The organism is Kitasatospora sp. NPDC018058 (genome assembly GCF_044327205.1).
Lineage (GTDB): Bacteria > Actinomycetota > Actinomycetes > Streptomycetales > Streptomycetaceae > Kitasatospora.
On the sequence record NZ_JBIRFA010000012.1, the window covers coordinates 134,911 to 148,434 of the forward strand.

At 71.5% G+C, this 13,524-nt stretch carries 16 protein-coding genes, 1 tRNA gene and 1 pseudogene; 8 read left to right on the top strand and 10 right to left on the bottom strand.

Annotated elements, in window-relative coordinates; translation table 11 throughout:
- The first annotated feature begins 76 nt into the window (after positions 1-76).
- The 3 genes from bcp to ACH4E7_RS19035 all read left to right on the top strand — a co-directional run bounded on the left by bcp (position 77) and on the right by ACH4E7_RS19035 (position 1,589).
- Entirely contained in the window at positions 77-550 is a 474-nt protein-coding gene (bcp, locus tag ACH4E7_RS19025; RefSeq protein WP_396250180.1) for a thioredoxin-dependent thiol peroxidase, read from the top strand.
- A 530-nt stretch (positions 551-1,080) separates the two neighbouring features.
- Positions 1,081-1,266, top strand: coding sequence for a BBE domain-containing protein (locus tag ACH4E7_RS19030; RefSeq protein ID WP_396250181.1), 186 nt, complete (start codon positions 1,081-1,083; stop codon positions 1,264-1,266).
- Between the two features lie 239 nt (positions 1,267-1,505).
- Positions 1,506-1,589, top strand: a tRNA-Leu gene (locus ACH4E7_RS19035).
- A 70-nt stretch (positions 1,590-1,659) separates the two neighbouring features.
- On the opposite strand, the gene rdgB is transcribed toward ACH4E7_RS19035, so the two are convergent.
- The 4 genes from rdgB to ACH4E7_RS19055 form a co-directional block, all read right to left on the bottom strand.
- Positions 1,660-2,265, bottom strand: a complete 606-nt coding sequence (gene rdgB, locus ACH4E7_RS19040) for an RdgB/HAM1 family non-canonical purine NTP pyrophosphatase (protein WP_396250182.1) — start codon at positions 2,263-2,265, stop codon at positions 1,660-1,662.
- 31 nt (positions 2,266-2,296) lie between these two features.
- Positions 2,297-2,686, bottom strand: a complete 390-nt coding sequence (locus ACH4E7_RS19045) for a hypothetical protein (RefSeq protein WP_396250183.1) — start codon at positions 2,684-2,686, stop codon at positions 2,297-2,299.
- Between the two features lie 197 nt (positions 2,687-2,883).
- Complete coding sequence (gene rph / locus ACH4E7_RS19050; RefSeq protein ID WP_396250184.1) at positions 2,884-3,609, bottom strand: ribonuclease PH; 726 nt, start codon at positions 3,607-3,609, stop codon at positions 2,884-2,886.
- 106 nt (positions 3,610-3,715) lie between these two features.
- Positions 3,716-4,030: a glucose PTS transporter subunit EIIB gene (locus tag ACH4E7_RS19055; protein ID WP_396250185.1), complete on the bottom strand. Its 315-nt coding sequence runs from the start codon at positions 4,028-4,030 to the stop codon at positions 3,716-3,718.
- 319 nt (positions 4,031-4,349) lie between these two features.
- Here ACH4E7_RS19055 and ACH4E7_RS19060 point away from each other — a divergent pair, with 319 nt between their 5' ends.
- The 4 genes and pseudogenes from ACH4E7_RS19060 to ACH4E7_RS19075 all read left to right on the top strand — a co-directional run bounded on the left by ACH4E7_RS19060 (position 4,350) and on the right by ACH4E7_RS19075 (position 9,427).
- Positions 4,350-5,642: a PTS transporter subunit EIIC gene (locus tag ACH4E7_RS19060; protein WP_396250186.1), complete on the top strand. Its 1,293-nt coding sequence runs from the start codon at positions 4,350-4,352 to the stop codon at positions 5,640-5,642.
- A 532-nt stretch (positions 5,643-6,174) separates the two neighbouring features.
- A complete protein-coding gene (locus ACH4E7_RS19065) occupies positions 6,175-7,434 on the top strand; it encodes a PTS transporter subunit EIIC (RefSeq protein ID WP_355671873.1) in 1,260 nt (419 codons plus the stop codon).
- A 395-nt stretch (positions 7,435-7,829) separates the two neighbouring features.
- Positions 7,830-8,483 (top strand): annotated as a pseudogene (locus ACH4E7_RS19070) (LLM class flavin-dependent oxidoreductase); the annotation flags it as partial.
- A gap of 5 nt (positions 8,484-8,488) precedes the next feature.
- Positions 8,489-9,427, top strand: coding sequence for an LLM class flavin-dependent oxidoreductase (locus ACH4E7_RS19075; RefSeq protein WP_396250187.1), 939 nt, complete (start codon positions 8,489-8,491; stop codon positions 9,425-9,427).
- A gap of 93 nt (positions 9,428-9,520) precedes the next feature.
- Here the strand turns inward: ACH4E7_RS19075 and ACH4E7_RS19080 are convergent, their stop codons facing one another.
- The gene (locus ACH4E7_RS19080) at positions 9,521-10,267 is read right to left on the bottom strand and encodes an MBL fold metallo-hydrolase (RefSeq protein WP_396250188.1); all 747 of its coding nucleotides are present in this window, start codon (positions 10,265-10,267) and stop codon (positions 9,521-9,523) included.
- A gap of 207 nt (positions 10,268-10,474) precedes the next feature.
- Positions 10,475-10,666: a MerR family transcriptional regulator gene (locus tag ACH4E7_RS19085; protein ID WP_396250189.1), complete on the bottom strand. Its 192-nt coding sequence runs from the start codon at positions 10,664-10,666 to the stop codon at positions 10,475-10,477.
- Positions 10,667-10,855: 189 nt separating this feature from the next.
- On the opposite strand from ACH4E7_RS19085, the gene ACH4E7_RS19090 reads away from it, so the two are divergent.
- Positions 10,856-11,317, top strand: coding sequence for a type II toxin-antitoxin system PemK/MazF family toxin (locus tag ACH4E7_RS19090; RefSeq protein WP_396250190.1), 462 nt, complete (start codon positions 10,856-10,858; stop codon positions 11,315-11,317).
- Between the two features lie 43 nt (positions 11,318-11,360).
- On the opposite strand, the gene ACH4E7_RS19095 is transcribed toward ACH4E7_RS19090, so the two are convergent.
- The 4 genes from ACH4E7_RS19095 to ACH4E7_RS19110 all read right to left on the bottom strand — a co-directional run bounded on the left by ACH4E7_RS19095 (position 11,361) and on the right by ACH4E7_RS19110 (position 13,505).
- Positions 11,361-12,329 carry a PLP-dependent cysteine synthase family protein gene (locus ACH4E7_RS19095; RefSeq protein ID WP_396250191.1) on the bottom strand — a complete coding sequence of 323 codons (969 nt, stop codon included), beginning with the start codon at positions 12,327-12,329 and terminating at the stop codon, positions 11,361-11,363.
- Between the two features lie 73 nt (positions 12,330-12,402).
- Positions 12,403-12,681 carry a MoaD/ThiS family protein gene (locus tag ACH4E7_RS19100; protein WP_355671868.1) on the bottom strand — a complete coding sequence of 93 codons (279 nt, stop codon included), beginning with the start codon at positions 12,679-12,681 and terminating at the stop codon, positions 12,403-12,405.
- Positions 12,682-12,803: 122 nt separating this feature from the next.
- The gene (locus ACH4E7_RS19105; RefSeq protein ID WP_396250192.1) at positions 12,804-12,923 is read right to left on the bottom strand and encodes a putative leader peptide; all 120 of its coding nucleotides are present in this window, start codon (positions 12,921-12,923) and stop codon (positions 12,804-12,806) included.
- Between the two features lie 150 nt (positions 12,924-13,073).
- Positions 13,074-13,505 (bottom strand): Mov34/MPN/PAD-1 family protein, encoded by a 432-nt coding sequence (locus ACH4E7_RS19110; protein ID WP_396250193.1) that lies wholly within the window; start codon positions 13,503-13,505, stop codon positions 13,074-13,076.
- Positions 13,506-13,524 lie beyond the last annotated feature (19 nt).

Below are 13,524 nucleotides of genomic sequence, written 5' to 3' on the forward strand. Positions count from 1 at the left end.
CCCTCCCACCAACGGAGGTAAGTTTGCCGTGGTACGACCGCACGTCCCAGCCGCACGCACCAGGAGAGTCCACCCCATGACTGAGCGTCTCCAGCCCGGCGACACCGCGCCCGCCTTCAGCCTGTCCGACGCCGACGGCAACCAGGTCTCCCTCGCCGACCACCTGGGCCGCAAGGTCATCGTCTACTTCTACCCCAAGGCCCTCACCCCCGGGTGCACCAAGCAGGCCTGCGACTTCACCGACAACCTGGAGGTCCTCGCGGGCGCCGGCTACGACGTCATCGGCATCTCGCCGGACCAGCCGGAGAAGCTCGGCACGTTCCGCGAGGCCGAGAACCTCAAGGTCACCCTGCTCTCCGACCCGGACCACGCGGTCCTGGAGGCGTACGGCGCCTACGGCGAGAAGCAGAACTACGGCCGCACCTACCTGGGCGTCATCCGCTCCACGGTGGTCGTCGATGAGCAGGGCAAGGTCGAGCGCGCGCTGTACAACGTCAAGGCCACCGGGCACGTCGCCAAGCTGCTGCGCGACCTCAAGGTCGAGGCCTGATCCCTCCGGGATCCCCCGGATTCCCGCAAACGCAGAGGTGGGGGGGCCCCCCCCCCCCCGGGGGCGCCCCCCCCCCCCCCCCCCCCCCCCCCCCCCCCCCCCCCCCCCCCCCCCCGCCCCCCCCCCCCCCCCCCCCCCCCCCCCCCCCCCGCCCCCCCCCCCCCCCCCCCCGGCGCCCGGCGCCAGGGGGGGGCGCGACCAGGAGGTCGCGGCCTGACCCCTCCTGTACCCCCGTTATTCCCGCACCCGGGGGGGGGGGGGGGCCCCCCGGGGGGGCCCCCCCCCACCGCCGTCTCCCCCTCCCCCTCAACGGGCCGCTGCCAGACAGATATGACAGCAACTACTTCACCCAGGCCTTCGGCGGGGCGGTCAGGAAGCCCCCCCCCCGCTGCGGCACTGCGTTCCCGCATCGCGACGCGCTCTTCTACGGCGAGATCGGTGCCGGCTGGGGAACTCGTGGAACACAGCCGGGCGTCTGCGACCCGCTCACCCCCCAGGCCCAGGCATGGACTGCCGAGTTCAGCCAGGCGATGCGGCCCTACGTGAACGGTGCCTACGTCAACGTGCCGAATGTCGGAATGCAGAATTGGGAAACCGCCTACTGGGGCTCCAACTTCGACCGGCTGCGCGAAATCAAGGCGGAGTACGACCCCCACAACGTCTTCCAGTACGAGCAGAGCATCCCGCCCGCGTCACGCGGGCACGAGCACTCGTGACCCACGCCGGCGTGAGGTCGTCGCGGATCCCCGAGTCCTGAGGCGCTCGGAAGCAGTCGGCCCTCTCCCGGGTGCGGGAGAGGGCTACGCCGGCTCCGACGCCACGACCGCCCTCCGGCCGCTCCGCCCGAACTGCCACTCCGTCACTCCGACCTCCTGCAGGCGGAGGAGAGGCGGCCACGCCGCCGGACGGAATCACGGTGTTCCCGCCGGAAGCGAAGCCCTAGACTAGAGGCCACGCGGCCTTGGCGGAGCAGGCAGACGCGCCGGACTTAGGATCCGGTGGGGGAAACCCCGTGAGGGTTCGAATCCCTCAGGCCGCACTAGCCTCAGGTTCGAAGGCCCGCCCCGGATGATTCCGGGGCGGGCCTTCGGCGTTCGGCGGACGGGGCGTCAGCCCAGCAGGTCCTTCACCACCGGCGCCAGGGCCCGGAAGGCCTGGCCGCGGTGGCTGATGGCGTTCTTCTCGTCCGCGGTGAGCTCGGCACAGGTGCGGGTCTCGCCGAGCGGCTGGAGGATCGGGTCGTAGCCGAAGCCGTTGGCGCCGGCCGGGGCGGTGCGCAGGGTGCCGAGGAGGCGGCCCTCGACGACGCGCTCGGTGCCGTCGGGCAGGGCGAGGGCGGCGGCGCAGAAGAAGTGGGCGCCGCGGTGCGGCTCGGCGATGTCGGAGAGCTGGGCGAGCAGCAGGTCGAGGTTGGCGCGGTCGTCGCCGTGCTCGCCGGCCCAGCGGGCGGAGAAGATGCCGGGCGCGCCGTTGAGGACGTCCACGCAGAGGCCGGAGTCGTCGGCGACGGCGGGCAGGCCGGTGGCGCGGGCCAGGGCGTGGGCCTTGAGCAGGGCGTTCTCGGCGAAGGTGACGCCGGTCTCGGGGACGTCCGGGATCTCGGGGTAGGCGTCGGCGCCGACGAGTTCGACGTCCAGGCCGGCGTCGGTGAGGATGGCGCGCAGCTCGGCGACCTTGTGCTGGTTGCGGGTGGCGAGGATCAGGCGGGTGGACATATCGCCCACCTTATCCAGAGGGCGAAACGGATCAGCCGGTGCAGACCGAGGTGAGGTTGCCCGCCGCGTCGCCGAGCGGCTTGAGGTCGGGGGCTTCCTTCTTGTCGACGGCCTGCTGGACCTTGTCGGCCTGCTTCTGCAGGTCGGTCGCGGCCTTGACGACGTCGGTGTTCTTGGAGTTCTTCCCGATCTGGTCGAGGTCGCCCTTGAGCTTCTGCAGCGCCTTCCCGGCGGCGGCCGAGTCGTTGCTGGCGTTGTCGTAGGCCTTGGTGAGGTCGGCGATGTCGCCGGTGACCTTCACGGCGGTGTTGCCGCAGTCGATCGCCTTCTGGGCGGCGGAGCAGCTCACCATGCTGAGCGGGAGGATCGCGATCAGTCCGGCCACGGCGAGGGCGGCGGGGCGGGCGATGCTCGACTGCATCCGGTCCTCCTGATGGCGCGGGTTCCGCGGGGAGGGACGCGCGCCACAGGGTGCGCGGTTCCCGCAGCGGGGTGCTGCGGGAACCGTACGGTCTGCGGGCCCGGCCTGTACAGCAGGCCGTCCGACGGCACGTCGAACGACGCGTCCGAAGACCTCGACGGCCGTGCGGCCCGCGCCGGTTCACCCCTGATGCGGGTTCAGCCCTCCAGGGCCTTGCGCTGGATCACGTCGAGCTCGGAGCAGCCGAGGGTGCCGAGGTCGAGCAGCCGGTTGAGCAGGTCGCGGTCGAAGGGGGCGCCCTCGGCGGTGCCCTGGACCTCGACGAAGCGGCCGTCGGAGGTGCAGACGATGTTCATGTCGGTCTCGGCGCGCACGTCCTCCTCGTACTGGAGGTCGAGCATCGGGACGCCGTCGATGATGCCGACGCTGACGGCGCTGACGCCGCCGGTGATCGGCTGGCCCTTGGCGCGCAGCAGCTTGCGCTCGCGGGCCCAGGAGACGGCGTCGACCAGGGCGACGTAGGCGCCGGTGATGGCGGCGGTGCGGGTGCCGCCGTCGGCCTGGAGGACGTCACAGTCGAGCACGATGGTGTTCTCGGCGAGGGCGCGGTGGTCGACCACGGCGCGCAGCGAGCGGCCGATGAGCCGGCTGATCTCGTGGGTGCGGCCACCGATGCGGCCCTTGACGGCCTCGCGGTCGCCGCGGGTGTTGGTGGCACGCGGGAGCATGGAGTATTCGGCGGTGACCCAGCCCTCACCGCTGCCCTTGCGCCAGCGCGGGACGCCCTCGGTGACGCTGGCGGTGCACAGCACCTTGGTGTCGCCGTAGGAGATGAGGACGGAGCCTTCGGCGTGCTTGCTCCAGCCCCGCTCGATGGTGATGGGGCGGAGCTGTTCGGGGGTGCGGCCGTCGATGCGTGACATAGGCACTGAGCGTAGTCGCTCCGGACGCCGGTTCCGGATGTGCCTCGGCCCGCCGTCCCCCTGCGCGGGTCGGCGGGCCGGTCGTGGTGAGCCCGGGTGGCTCAGTTCACATCATGTCCTCGATGTCGGCGGCGATCGGGTCGGCGTCGGTGCCGATGACGACCTGGATCGCGGTACCCATCTTCACGACGCCGTGGGCGCCGGCGGCCTTGAGGGCGGCCTCGTCGACCAGGGAGGCGTCCTTGACCTCGGTGCGCAGGCGGGTGATGCAGCCCTCGACCTCTTCGATGTTCTCGATGCCGCCCAGACCGGCGACGATCTTCTCAGCCTTGCTGGCCATCTGGTTCTCTCCCTCTGTCTCGGCCCGTCGGCGGCTCTGCCGGGTGCCGTCCTGCACTGCGCTGGGGTGGTCCTCGACCATCGGGCGGTGAGGTCCGTGCCGGAGGCTGACGCGGGTTCAGCTGCGGTCGTGCTGCCGGGCAGCGCGACAAGCATGACCCGAGCCGGTCCGGTATGCCACGTTAGACCACTTTTGGCCTATTCCGACGCGCAGGCTCCTGGCCGCCGCCCGAGAATGACGGTCAGCGGGGCCCGCGTCCCGGTGTTCGGCCCGCGTCCCAAAGTGGTCTACACCAATATATGTGCACTCCGGTGAACGCGGGAAGGACCCCGGGTGTTCCTGGGCCCCGCCCGAGGGTCCCGCAGCGGGCCTCGGGACGGCAACTGCCCCCGGAGGGCGAATGACGAGTTCGGCGGGAGCCGCGGCCCCACAGACCACGTGGTGGCACACCTTCTACGGCGGACTCCAGAAGATGGGCCGCTCGCTGCAGTTGCCGGTCGCGGTGCTCCCCGCGGCGGGCATCCTCAACCGGCTCGGACAGCCGGACGTCTTCGGCAAGGACGGCCTGGGCTGGGACGACGTCGCCAAGGTCTTCGCGGCGGCCGGCGGCGCCCTGCTCGACTCCTCACTCGGCCTGCCGATGCTGTTCTGCATCGGTGTGGCGATCGGCATGGCCAAGAAGGCGGACGGTTCGACGGCCCTGGCCGCCGTGGTCGGCTTCCTCGTCTACTACCGGGTCCTGCACGCCTTCCCGGAGAACTGCGAGCCGCCGACGGTGCTCGTCGGCGACCAGTGCGTGGACTACTCCTCGGCGAAGGCCGCCGCCGCGACCTACCAGAACCCGGGGGTGCTCGGCGGCATCCTGATCGGCCTGATGTCGGCCTGGCTGTGGGTGCGCTTCCACCGCACCAGGCTGGTCGACTGGTTGGGCTTCTTCAACGGCCGCCGACTGGTGCCGATGATCACCGCCGTGGTCGGCACGCTGACCGCCGTGCTCGCGCTGTGGGTCTGGCCGCCGATCGGCCGCGGCCTGAACGACTTCTCGCAGTACCTCGCCGATCTCGGCGCGGGCGGCGCCGGCATCTTCGGCCTGTTCAACCGCGCACTGCTGCTGATCGGTATGCACCAGTTGCTGAACACCTTCGTCTGGTTCCAGTTCGGGGAGTTCACCAAGGCCGACGGCACCGTCGTGCACGGCGACATCCCGCGATTCCTGGCGGGCGACCCGACGGCCGGACAGTTCCAGTCCGGTTTCTTCCCCATCATGATGTTCGCGCTGCCCGCCGCCGCACTCGCGATCGCGCACTCGGCCAAGCCGCACCGCCGCAAGGAGATCTACGGCCTGATGCTCTCGGTCGGCCTGACCTCCTTCGTCACCGGTGTCACCGAACCGATCGAGTACTCCTTCGCCTACCTCGCCCCGGCCCTGTACGGCGTGCACGCGCTGCTGACCGGCGCCTCGATGGCGATCACCTGGGGGCTCGGAGTGCACGACGGCTTCAGCTTCTCGGCCGGCCTGATCGACTACGTGATCAACTGGGGGCTCGCCACCAAACCGTGGATGATCATCATCATCGGGCTCGGCTTCGCCGCGGTGTACTACGCGCTCTTCCGGTTCATCATCGTCAAATTCGACCTGAAAACGCCGGGCCGCGAGGAGGAGGGCGAGGTCGAGGACGTCACCAAGGCCTGATTCCCATCACCCGGAACGTCGCCCGCAAAGGCTCTCGGACCCACCGGTTCGAGGGCCTTCGGCATTTCAGAAATTGACCCAATTCCCTGCCCGCTATCCAGCGAAAAGATAATTCGGTCGCGATTCGGCCGCACCGGCGGCGCTCCGCACCGCGGCCGAGCGCGGGTAGGGGACGCCACATCGGGCACGCCCGCGACGCCCCGGTCACTCTCAGCAGCCACCGCGCACGCCCCGGAGCGGCGGGATCATCCCGCGCCGCCCCGGCACCCGCCCCGGCCCAGTGACCGCAGGGCGACGGCGCTTTTTGTTGCGCAAATAGCCAAAATCCCAATCGCGACTGAAATCATGATCGTCGTTCCGCGACTAGGTTTCGATTTCATAGCGCTTCCCGGCGGTGGTGCTTTCCGGGGTTCCCCGTCTTCTCCACCCGTGCTACAAAACTGGTCTACACCACACGTGGTGTAGACCAGTTCGCGGTTCGGCCCCTGTGCCTTCCCCCGACCGACCGCCATGCCGTTAGGAACCCACCCCCATGAGTCAGTCTGCGCAGGCACCGGCGCCCGCCAAGGCTCCGACGCCGATCAAGAAGTTCGGCAATAGCGTCCTTCCCGGTCTCCAGAAGGTCGGCCGCAGCCTCCAGCTGCCGATCGCCGTGCTGCCGGCGGCGGGTCTGCTGGCGCGCCTCGGCCAGGACGACATCCATGAGAAGTGGCACTTCCCCGCAAAGCTCGTCGAGGTCTTCGGCGCCGCGGGTGGTGCGATCACCACCCAGCTGCCGCTGCTCTTCTGCGTCGGTATCGCCATCGGCTACGCCAAGAAGGCGGACGGCTCGACGGCGCTGGCCGCCCTGGTCGGGTACCTCGTGTTCAGCAAGGTGCTGACCGCCTTCCCGGCCGACGGCACCATCACCGAGGCCCTGCCGAAGGGCAAGCCGCAGGATCCGGGCGTCCTCGGCGGCATCGTGGTCGGTCTGCTCGCGGCCATCCTGTGGCAGCGGTTTCACCGGACCAAGCTGGTCGACTGGCTCGGCTTCTTCAACGGCCGCCGCCTGGTGCCGATCATCATGGCCTTCGTCGGCACCGGCCTGGGCGTCCTGTTCGGCCTCTGCTGGCAGCCCATCGGTGACGCGATCTCGCACGTCAACAACAGCCTGGTGGGCGCGGGCGCGATCGGCGCAGGCCTGTTCGGCCTGATCAACCGCGCGCTGATCCCGATCGGCATGCACCAGTTCGTCAACACCTACGCCTGGTTCCAGACCGGCGACTTCACCAAGGCCGACGGAACCGTCGTGCACGGCGACATCAACCGCTTCCTGGCGGGCGACCCGACGGCCGGACAGTTCCAGGCGGGCTTCTTCCCGATCATGATGTTCGCGCTGCCGGCCGCCGCCATCGCGATCGCCCACTGCGCCCGCCCCGAGCGCCGCAAGGCCGTCATGGGCATGATGATCTCGGTCGCGCTGACCAGCCTCGTCACCGGTGTCACCGAGCCGATCGAGTTCACTTTCCTCTTCATCGCCCCGGTCCTGTACGCGATCCACGCGGTACTGACGGCGGCCTCGATGGCGATCACCTGGGGCCTCGGCGTCCACCACGGCTTCAGCTTCTCGGCCGGCCTGATCGACTACGGCATCAACTTCAGCCTGGCCAAGAACCCGCTGCTGATCATCCCGATCGGCCTGGTCTTCGCCGCGATCTACTACTTCGCGTTCCGCTTCGCGATCACCAAGTTCAACCTCAAGACCCCGGGTCGCGAGGACGACGACGAGATCGAGGACGTGACCAAGGCCTGAGGCCCGTCCGTCCCCACCGTCGAGGCCCAGCCCGGCCGCTGCTCCCCCAGCGGCCGGGCTGGGCCTCGCGCATACCCGGGGGTTCCCCGCGCGGAAACGGCGGTTGACGAACCGACGGACGCCCTGGTCAACTGAAGCGGTGAACGCCTTGTGCCCGCTGGTCACCCGCAGCCACATCGACTTCGGTCGCGTGTGGTCCGCGGCGTGTCGCGGCTGAGCTGACCGTTCCCCCGCCGCCGCCCGGCTGACGTCCCGCCCGGCGCCGGTCCTCCTCCCCTCCGCCCGCCCGGGCTCCGCCCGGCCACGGGCCGTCACCGCGCGGCCGCGCGCGTCCATCCGCCGGCGGCCGCCCGCATGCGTCCCCACGTGTGCGCACGAGGAAAGTCAGGCTCGCCATGTCCCGTCAGTTGCACCTGTCAGCCGCCGTCGACGCCACCGCTGACGGCCCCGCCGACGGCCCCGGCCGCCCCGACGCCGGGTACTACGCCCACCTCGCCCGCCTCGCCGAGCGGGCCACCCTGGACTTCGTCACCCTCGACGACTCCTTCGCCGCCGAACCGCGCCGCCCCGACGCGCTCGCCGCCCTCGCCCGGATCGCCCTGCTGACCAGCCGGGTCGGGCTGGTCCCCACCGTCACCACCACCCACACCGAGCCCTTCCACACCTCGATCTCGGTCAACACCCTGGACTGGGTGAGCGAGGGCCGGGCCGGCTGGCTGATCGGCGTCTCCACCACCGAGGCCGAGGCACGGGCCTTCGGCCGCCGCCCGGTCGCCCCCGAGGACGAGCTGTGGGCCGAGGCCGCCGACGCCGTCGAGGTCGCCGCCCGGCTCTGGGACAGCTGGGAGGACGACGCCGAGATCCGCGACACGGCCACCGGCCGGTTCATCGACCGCGAGAAGCTGCACCACATCGACTTCGAGGGGCCGTACTTCGCGGTCCGCGGGCCGTCCATCACCCCGCGCCCGCCGCAGGGCCGCCCGGTGGTCGCCGTCCCGGTGGCCGCCGCCGACCTCGCCCGGGACGCCTCCCCCGCCCTCGCCGAGGTGACCCGATGACGGACCGTCCGCTCAAGCAGATCCACCTCGCCGCCCACTTCCCCGGCGTCAACAACACCACGGTGTGGAGCGACCCGGCCTCCGGCAGCCACATCGAGTTCGACTCCTTCCGGCACCTCGCGCAGACCGCCGAGCGCGGGAAGTTCGACTTCCTCTTCCTCGCCGAGGGCCTGCGGCTGCGCGAGACCAAGGGCCGCATCCACGACCTGGACGTGGTCGGCCGCCCCGAGTCGATCACCGTGCTGAACGCACTGGCCGCCGTCACCGAACGGCTCGGCCTGGCCGCCACCGCCGACGTCGTCTTCAGCCGGCACTCCACCTTCGCCGACGGCCAGGCCTTCCACGCCGACGTCAAGCGCCGGCTCGCCGCGTACGGGCGCAAGCCGGACGAACTGAAGATCATGCCCGCCGCCACCTTCGTCCTCGGCGACACCGACGCCGACGCGGCCGAGCGGGCCGCCGAGATCCGCCGGGCCCAGGTCGGGCCGCAGACCACACTCAACGTCCTGGAGCAGGTCTGGGGCGTCGACCTCTCCGACCACGACCCGGACGGGCCGCTACCGGCCGTCGCCCCCGTCCCGGACAGCGCGCTGGTCCAGGGCCGGGTCCGCATCCCGGACCCGCTCGGCACCGCCGAACGGTGGCGGGCGCTGGCCGCCGAGAAGGGGCTGAGCAGCCGCGAACTGGTCATCGAGGTGACCGGCCGGCAGTCCTTCATCGGCTCCCCCGCCACCGTCGCCGGGCAGATCGACCACTTCGTGCAGCAGGACGCGGCCGACGGCTTCATCCTGGTCCCGCACCTCACCCCGGGCGGGCTGGACGAGTTCGTCGACCGGGTCGTCCCGCTGCTCCAGGAGCGCGGGGTGTTCCGCACCGACTACACCGGCCCGACCCTGCGCGACCACCTCGGCCTGCCGGTGCCCGGACGCCGGTAGGGCGTGTCCGCCCGGGGAGCGGGCGGACCGCGGACCGCGACTGTCAGCGTTCCGGGCGGCTTTCCGGGACTTCGGGGAGCCCCGCCGACCTGGTCAGATCTCGTACACCGCGCCCGGCCGGGCCAGCTCGACCGGGCCGGCGTACGCGGCGGCGGCGTCGCGGCGGTTGCGCTCGGCGTCGGTCCACGGCGGGATGTGGGTGAGGACGAGTCGGCGCGCCCCGGCGGCGGTGGCGTGCTCGCCGGCCTCCCGGCCGTTGAGGTGGACGGCCCGGTAGGTGTCCCGGCCGTCCTGGTAGGCGGCCTCACACAGGAACAGGTCGGTGTCGCGGGCGAGTTCCACGAGTTCCGGGCTCTCGCCGGTGTCGCCGGAGTAGACCAGGGAGCGACCACCGTGTTCCAGCCGGAAGGCGAAGGCGTCGACCGGGTGGTTGACCTGGGCGACGGAGACCCGGAAGGGACCGAGCTCGAAGCTGCCGGGGGTGATGGTGCGGAACTCGAACACCTCCTTCATCCCGGGGCTCTCCGGCATGTCGTACGCCCGGGCGAGGCGCTCGGCGGTGCCCGCCGGGCCGTACACCGGCAGCAGGTCGGGGCAGCCCTCGGCGCGGTAGTTGCGGGCGACCCAGTAGGCGCACAGGTCGACGCAGTGGTCCGCGTGCAGGTGGCTGAGCAGGACGGCGTCGACCTCGTAGAGGCCGGTGTACTTCTGCAGCGCGCCGAGCGCCCCGTTGCCGAGGTCGATCACCACGCGGTAGCCGTCGGCCTCGACCAGGTAGCTGGAGCAGGGCGAGTCGACGGACGGGAAGCTCCCCGAGCACCCCACCACGGTCAGTTTCATCCGAGCCCCTCCGCCCTGACACGTCCTGGCTGCTGCTGAGAACGGCATGGAAAACAGCATGGAAAACGGCAGGCCGGGCCGGTCGGCCGGCCGGTAGCACTGCGTTGGTGTGTCGAGGGTAAGGGCGGAGCAGCACTTTGCCCCCGTCCCCGTGCCGGGCTGTGGCTGGAATCACCCAGAACGCCGGGGCGGCGACGGGGCCTCGGATCAGCGGCGCCGGGGGCGGTTGCGGGCCCAGGCGCGGATGGTGTCGGGGTACCAGCGGGGGTGGCCGTTGCCGTCGGTCACGTCCGGGTCGGGCAACAGGCCGTGCCGACGGTAGTTGCGGACGGTCTCGGGCTGGACGTCGATGTGCCTGGCGATCTCGGCGTACGACCAGAGCTCGGATGATCCGTTCACGAGGGCACCTCCGGGGGGACGGGGGCAGACGTTCGTGAGGCAGCTTTTCCGGGTTACACCGGGGCGTTCACGGCAGAACGGGCGCTGTGGCCGTTCCGTGACGAACTGGGAGCAATACGCGGACAAATACTCAACTGTCACAGTCACCACGGTGGTGGCGTTCACCGCCGGGCCGGTACGGTTCGCCGCATGAATGGCATGACGGGAATCTGGCCGGTCCTGGCCGTAGCGGGCTTCGCCGTGCTGGCGGCCGTCGCGGCGCTGGTGAAGCGCACCCGCCCGGCGCCGCGCCCGGCCGGGCCGACCGGTCCGCGGCCGCGCCCGAGCACCAAGTCCCGCCCGGAGCCGCAGGAGATCTGGTGGGCGGAGGTGCCGTTCGAGGACGGCCCCGGTTCCAAGGACCGCCCCTGCCTGGTGCTGCGGGTGCACGGCCGGACCGCCACCGTCGCGAAGATCACCAGCAAGCACCACGCCGAGCGCCCGGGCGTGCTGCCACTGCCGCCCGGTTCGGTGGGCGACCGGCAGGGCCGGACCAGCTGGCTGGAGACCGACGAGCTGCGCGAGGTGCCGCTGTCGGCCTTCCGCCGCCGCGCCGGCACGGTGGACCGGCAGGTCTGGGCCCGGGCCCAGCGGGCCCTTCAGAGCAGCTAGGGCGGGTCCGCCGATTCGCGCCCGGCGGGAATCGGCGGATGCCCTAGGCCCAGAGCTGGCCCTGGAGCGCCTCGACCGCCGCCTCGGTGGACTCGGCGGTGTAGATGCCGGTGGACAGGTACTTCCAGCCGCCGTCGGCGACCACGAAGACGATGTCCGCGCGCTCCCCGGCGGCCGCCGCCTTGCGGCCGACGCCGATCGCGGCGTGCAGGATGGCGCCGCTGGAGACGCCCGCGAAGATGCCCTCCTGCTGGAGGAGTTCGCGGGTGCGGCGGACGGCGTCCGCGGAGCCGACCGAGAAGCGGGTGGTGAGCACCTCGGCGTCGTACAGCTCGGGGACGAAGCCCTCGTCGAGGTTGCGCAGCCCGTACACCAGGTCGTCGTAGCGGGGCTCGGCGGCGACGATCCTGACGCCGGGGACCTTCTCGCGCAGGAAGCGGCCGACGCCCATCAGGGTGCCGGTGGTGCCGAGGCCTGCCACGAAGTGGGTGACGGTCGGCAGGTCGGCGAGGATCTCGGGGCCGGTGGTGGCGTAGTGGGCGCCCGCGTTGTCGGGGTTGCCGTACTGGTAGAGCATGACCCAGTCGGGGTGCTCGGCGGCGATCTCCTTGGCGATCCGGACGGCGGTGTTGGAGCCGCCGGCGGCCGGGGAGGAGATGATCTCGGCGCCCCACATCCGGAGCAGTTCGCGCCGTTCCTCGCTGGTGTTCTCGGGCATCACGCAGACCATCCGGTAGCCCTTGAGCTTGGCGGCCATGGCGAGCGAGATGCCGGTGTTGCCGCTGGTGGGCTCCAGGATGGTGCAGCCCGGGGTGAGCCGGCCGGCGGCCTCGGCGCGCTCGATCATGTGCAGCGCCGGGCGGTCCTTGATCGAACCGGTCGGGTTGCGGTCCTCCAGCTTGGCCCAGAGGCTCACCAGGCCCTCGGCGTTGCCGGGGATGGTGGCGGACAGCCGCGGCAGGCGGACCAGCGGGGTGTTGCCGACGGCTTCGAGCGGACTGTCGTAACGCAAGGGAGGCCTCCGGCCACGGCGGTGAGGGTGAAGAGGGGCGGCTCCCCCACCACCGGGCGGGGGAGCCGGAAGGTCAGCGGGCGCCGCCGGCCACGGCGGGCAGGATGGTGACGCTGTCGCCGTCGGCGACGGCGGTGGAGATGCCCTCCAGGAACCGGACGTCCTCGTCGTTCAGGTAGACGTTGACAAAGCGGCGCAGCTCGCCGCCCTCCAGCAGGCGGGCGGCGATGCCGGGGTGGCGGGCGTCGAGGTCGGTGAAGAGTTCCCCGAGGTTGCTGCCGTTGCCCTCGACGGCCTTGGCGCCGTCGGTGTAGGTGCGGAGGATGGTCGGGATGCGGACCTCGATGGCCATGGGTGCGCTCCTGTGCGAGTCGTGTGGGGTGGGTGGGCCGCAGCGGGCGCGGCCGGGCGGATGGTGCCCGGGGCGCGGCACCGCGGGTTCGGCGGCGGGCCCGGGATGGGGCGAGGCGGCTCTCAGCGCGAGCGCGCGGGCGTGCCGGGACAGATCGCGCCGGCGTGCCGGCACAGGTCGATGTGCAGGCGCGCCACGAGGCGGGCGCCCGGGGCCTGGTTGCTCACATCGACGGAACGCATGGGCTCATCGTATAGATTCCCGGGCCCGCTCCGACATGCCCGTCTCGGGATCCGGATGTTCCGGTATCCGATGCTGAGACCCCGCGAGGACGACACGGGCCCGCCGACCGCTCGCGGCGGATCGGCGGGCCTCGCCCAGGTGGGTGCCGGTCAGACCTCGTAGACCTCGACGACCTGGACGTCTTCCTCTGTGATCTCGCCGTCCACGATGCGGAACGAACGGAACTGGTAGGGGTCGTCCTCGCCGTTGCCGTCGGCGGTGGAGACCAGGACGTAGTGGGCGAAGGGCTCGGAGGCGTAGCTCACGTCGGTGCGCGAGGGGTAGGCCTCGGTGGCGGTGTGCGAGTGGTAGACGACGACGGGCTCCTCGTCCCGGTCGTCCATCTCGCGGTAGAGCTTCAGCAGGTCGCCCGAGTCGAACTCGTAGAAGGTGGGCGAGCGGGCGGCGTTGAGCATCGGGACGAACCGCTCGGGCCGGCCGCTGCCGGCCGGTCCGGCGACCACGCCGCAGGCCTCGTCCGGGTGGTCGGCGCGGGCGTGGGCCACGATCCGGTCGCGGAGTTCTCGGGTGATGGTCAGCATGCGGTCAGGATGCCATGCC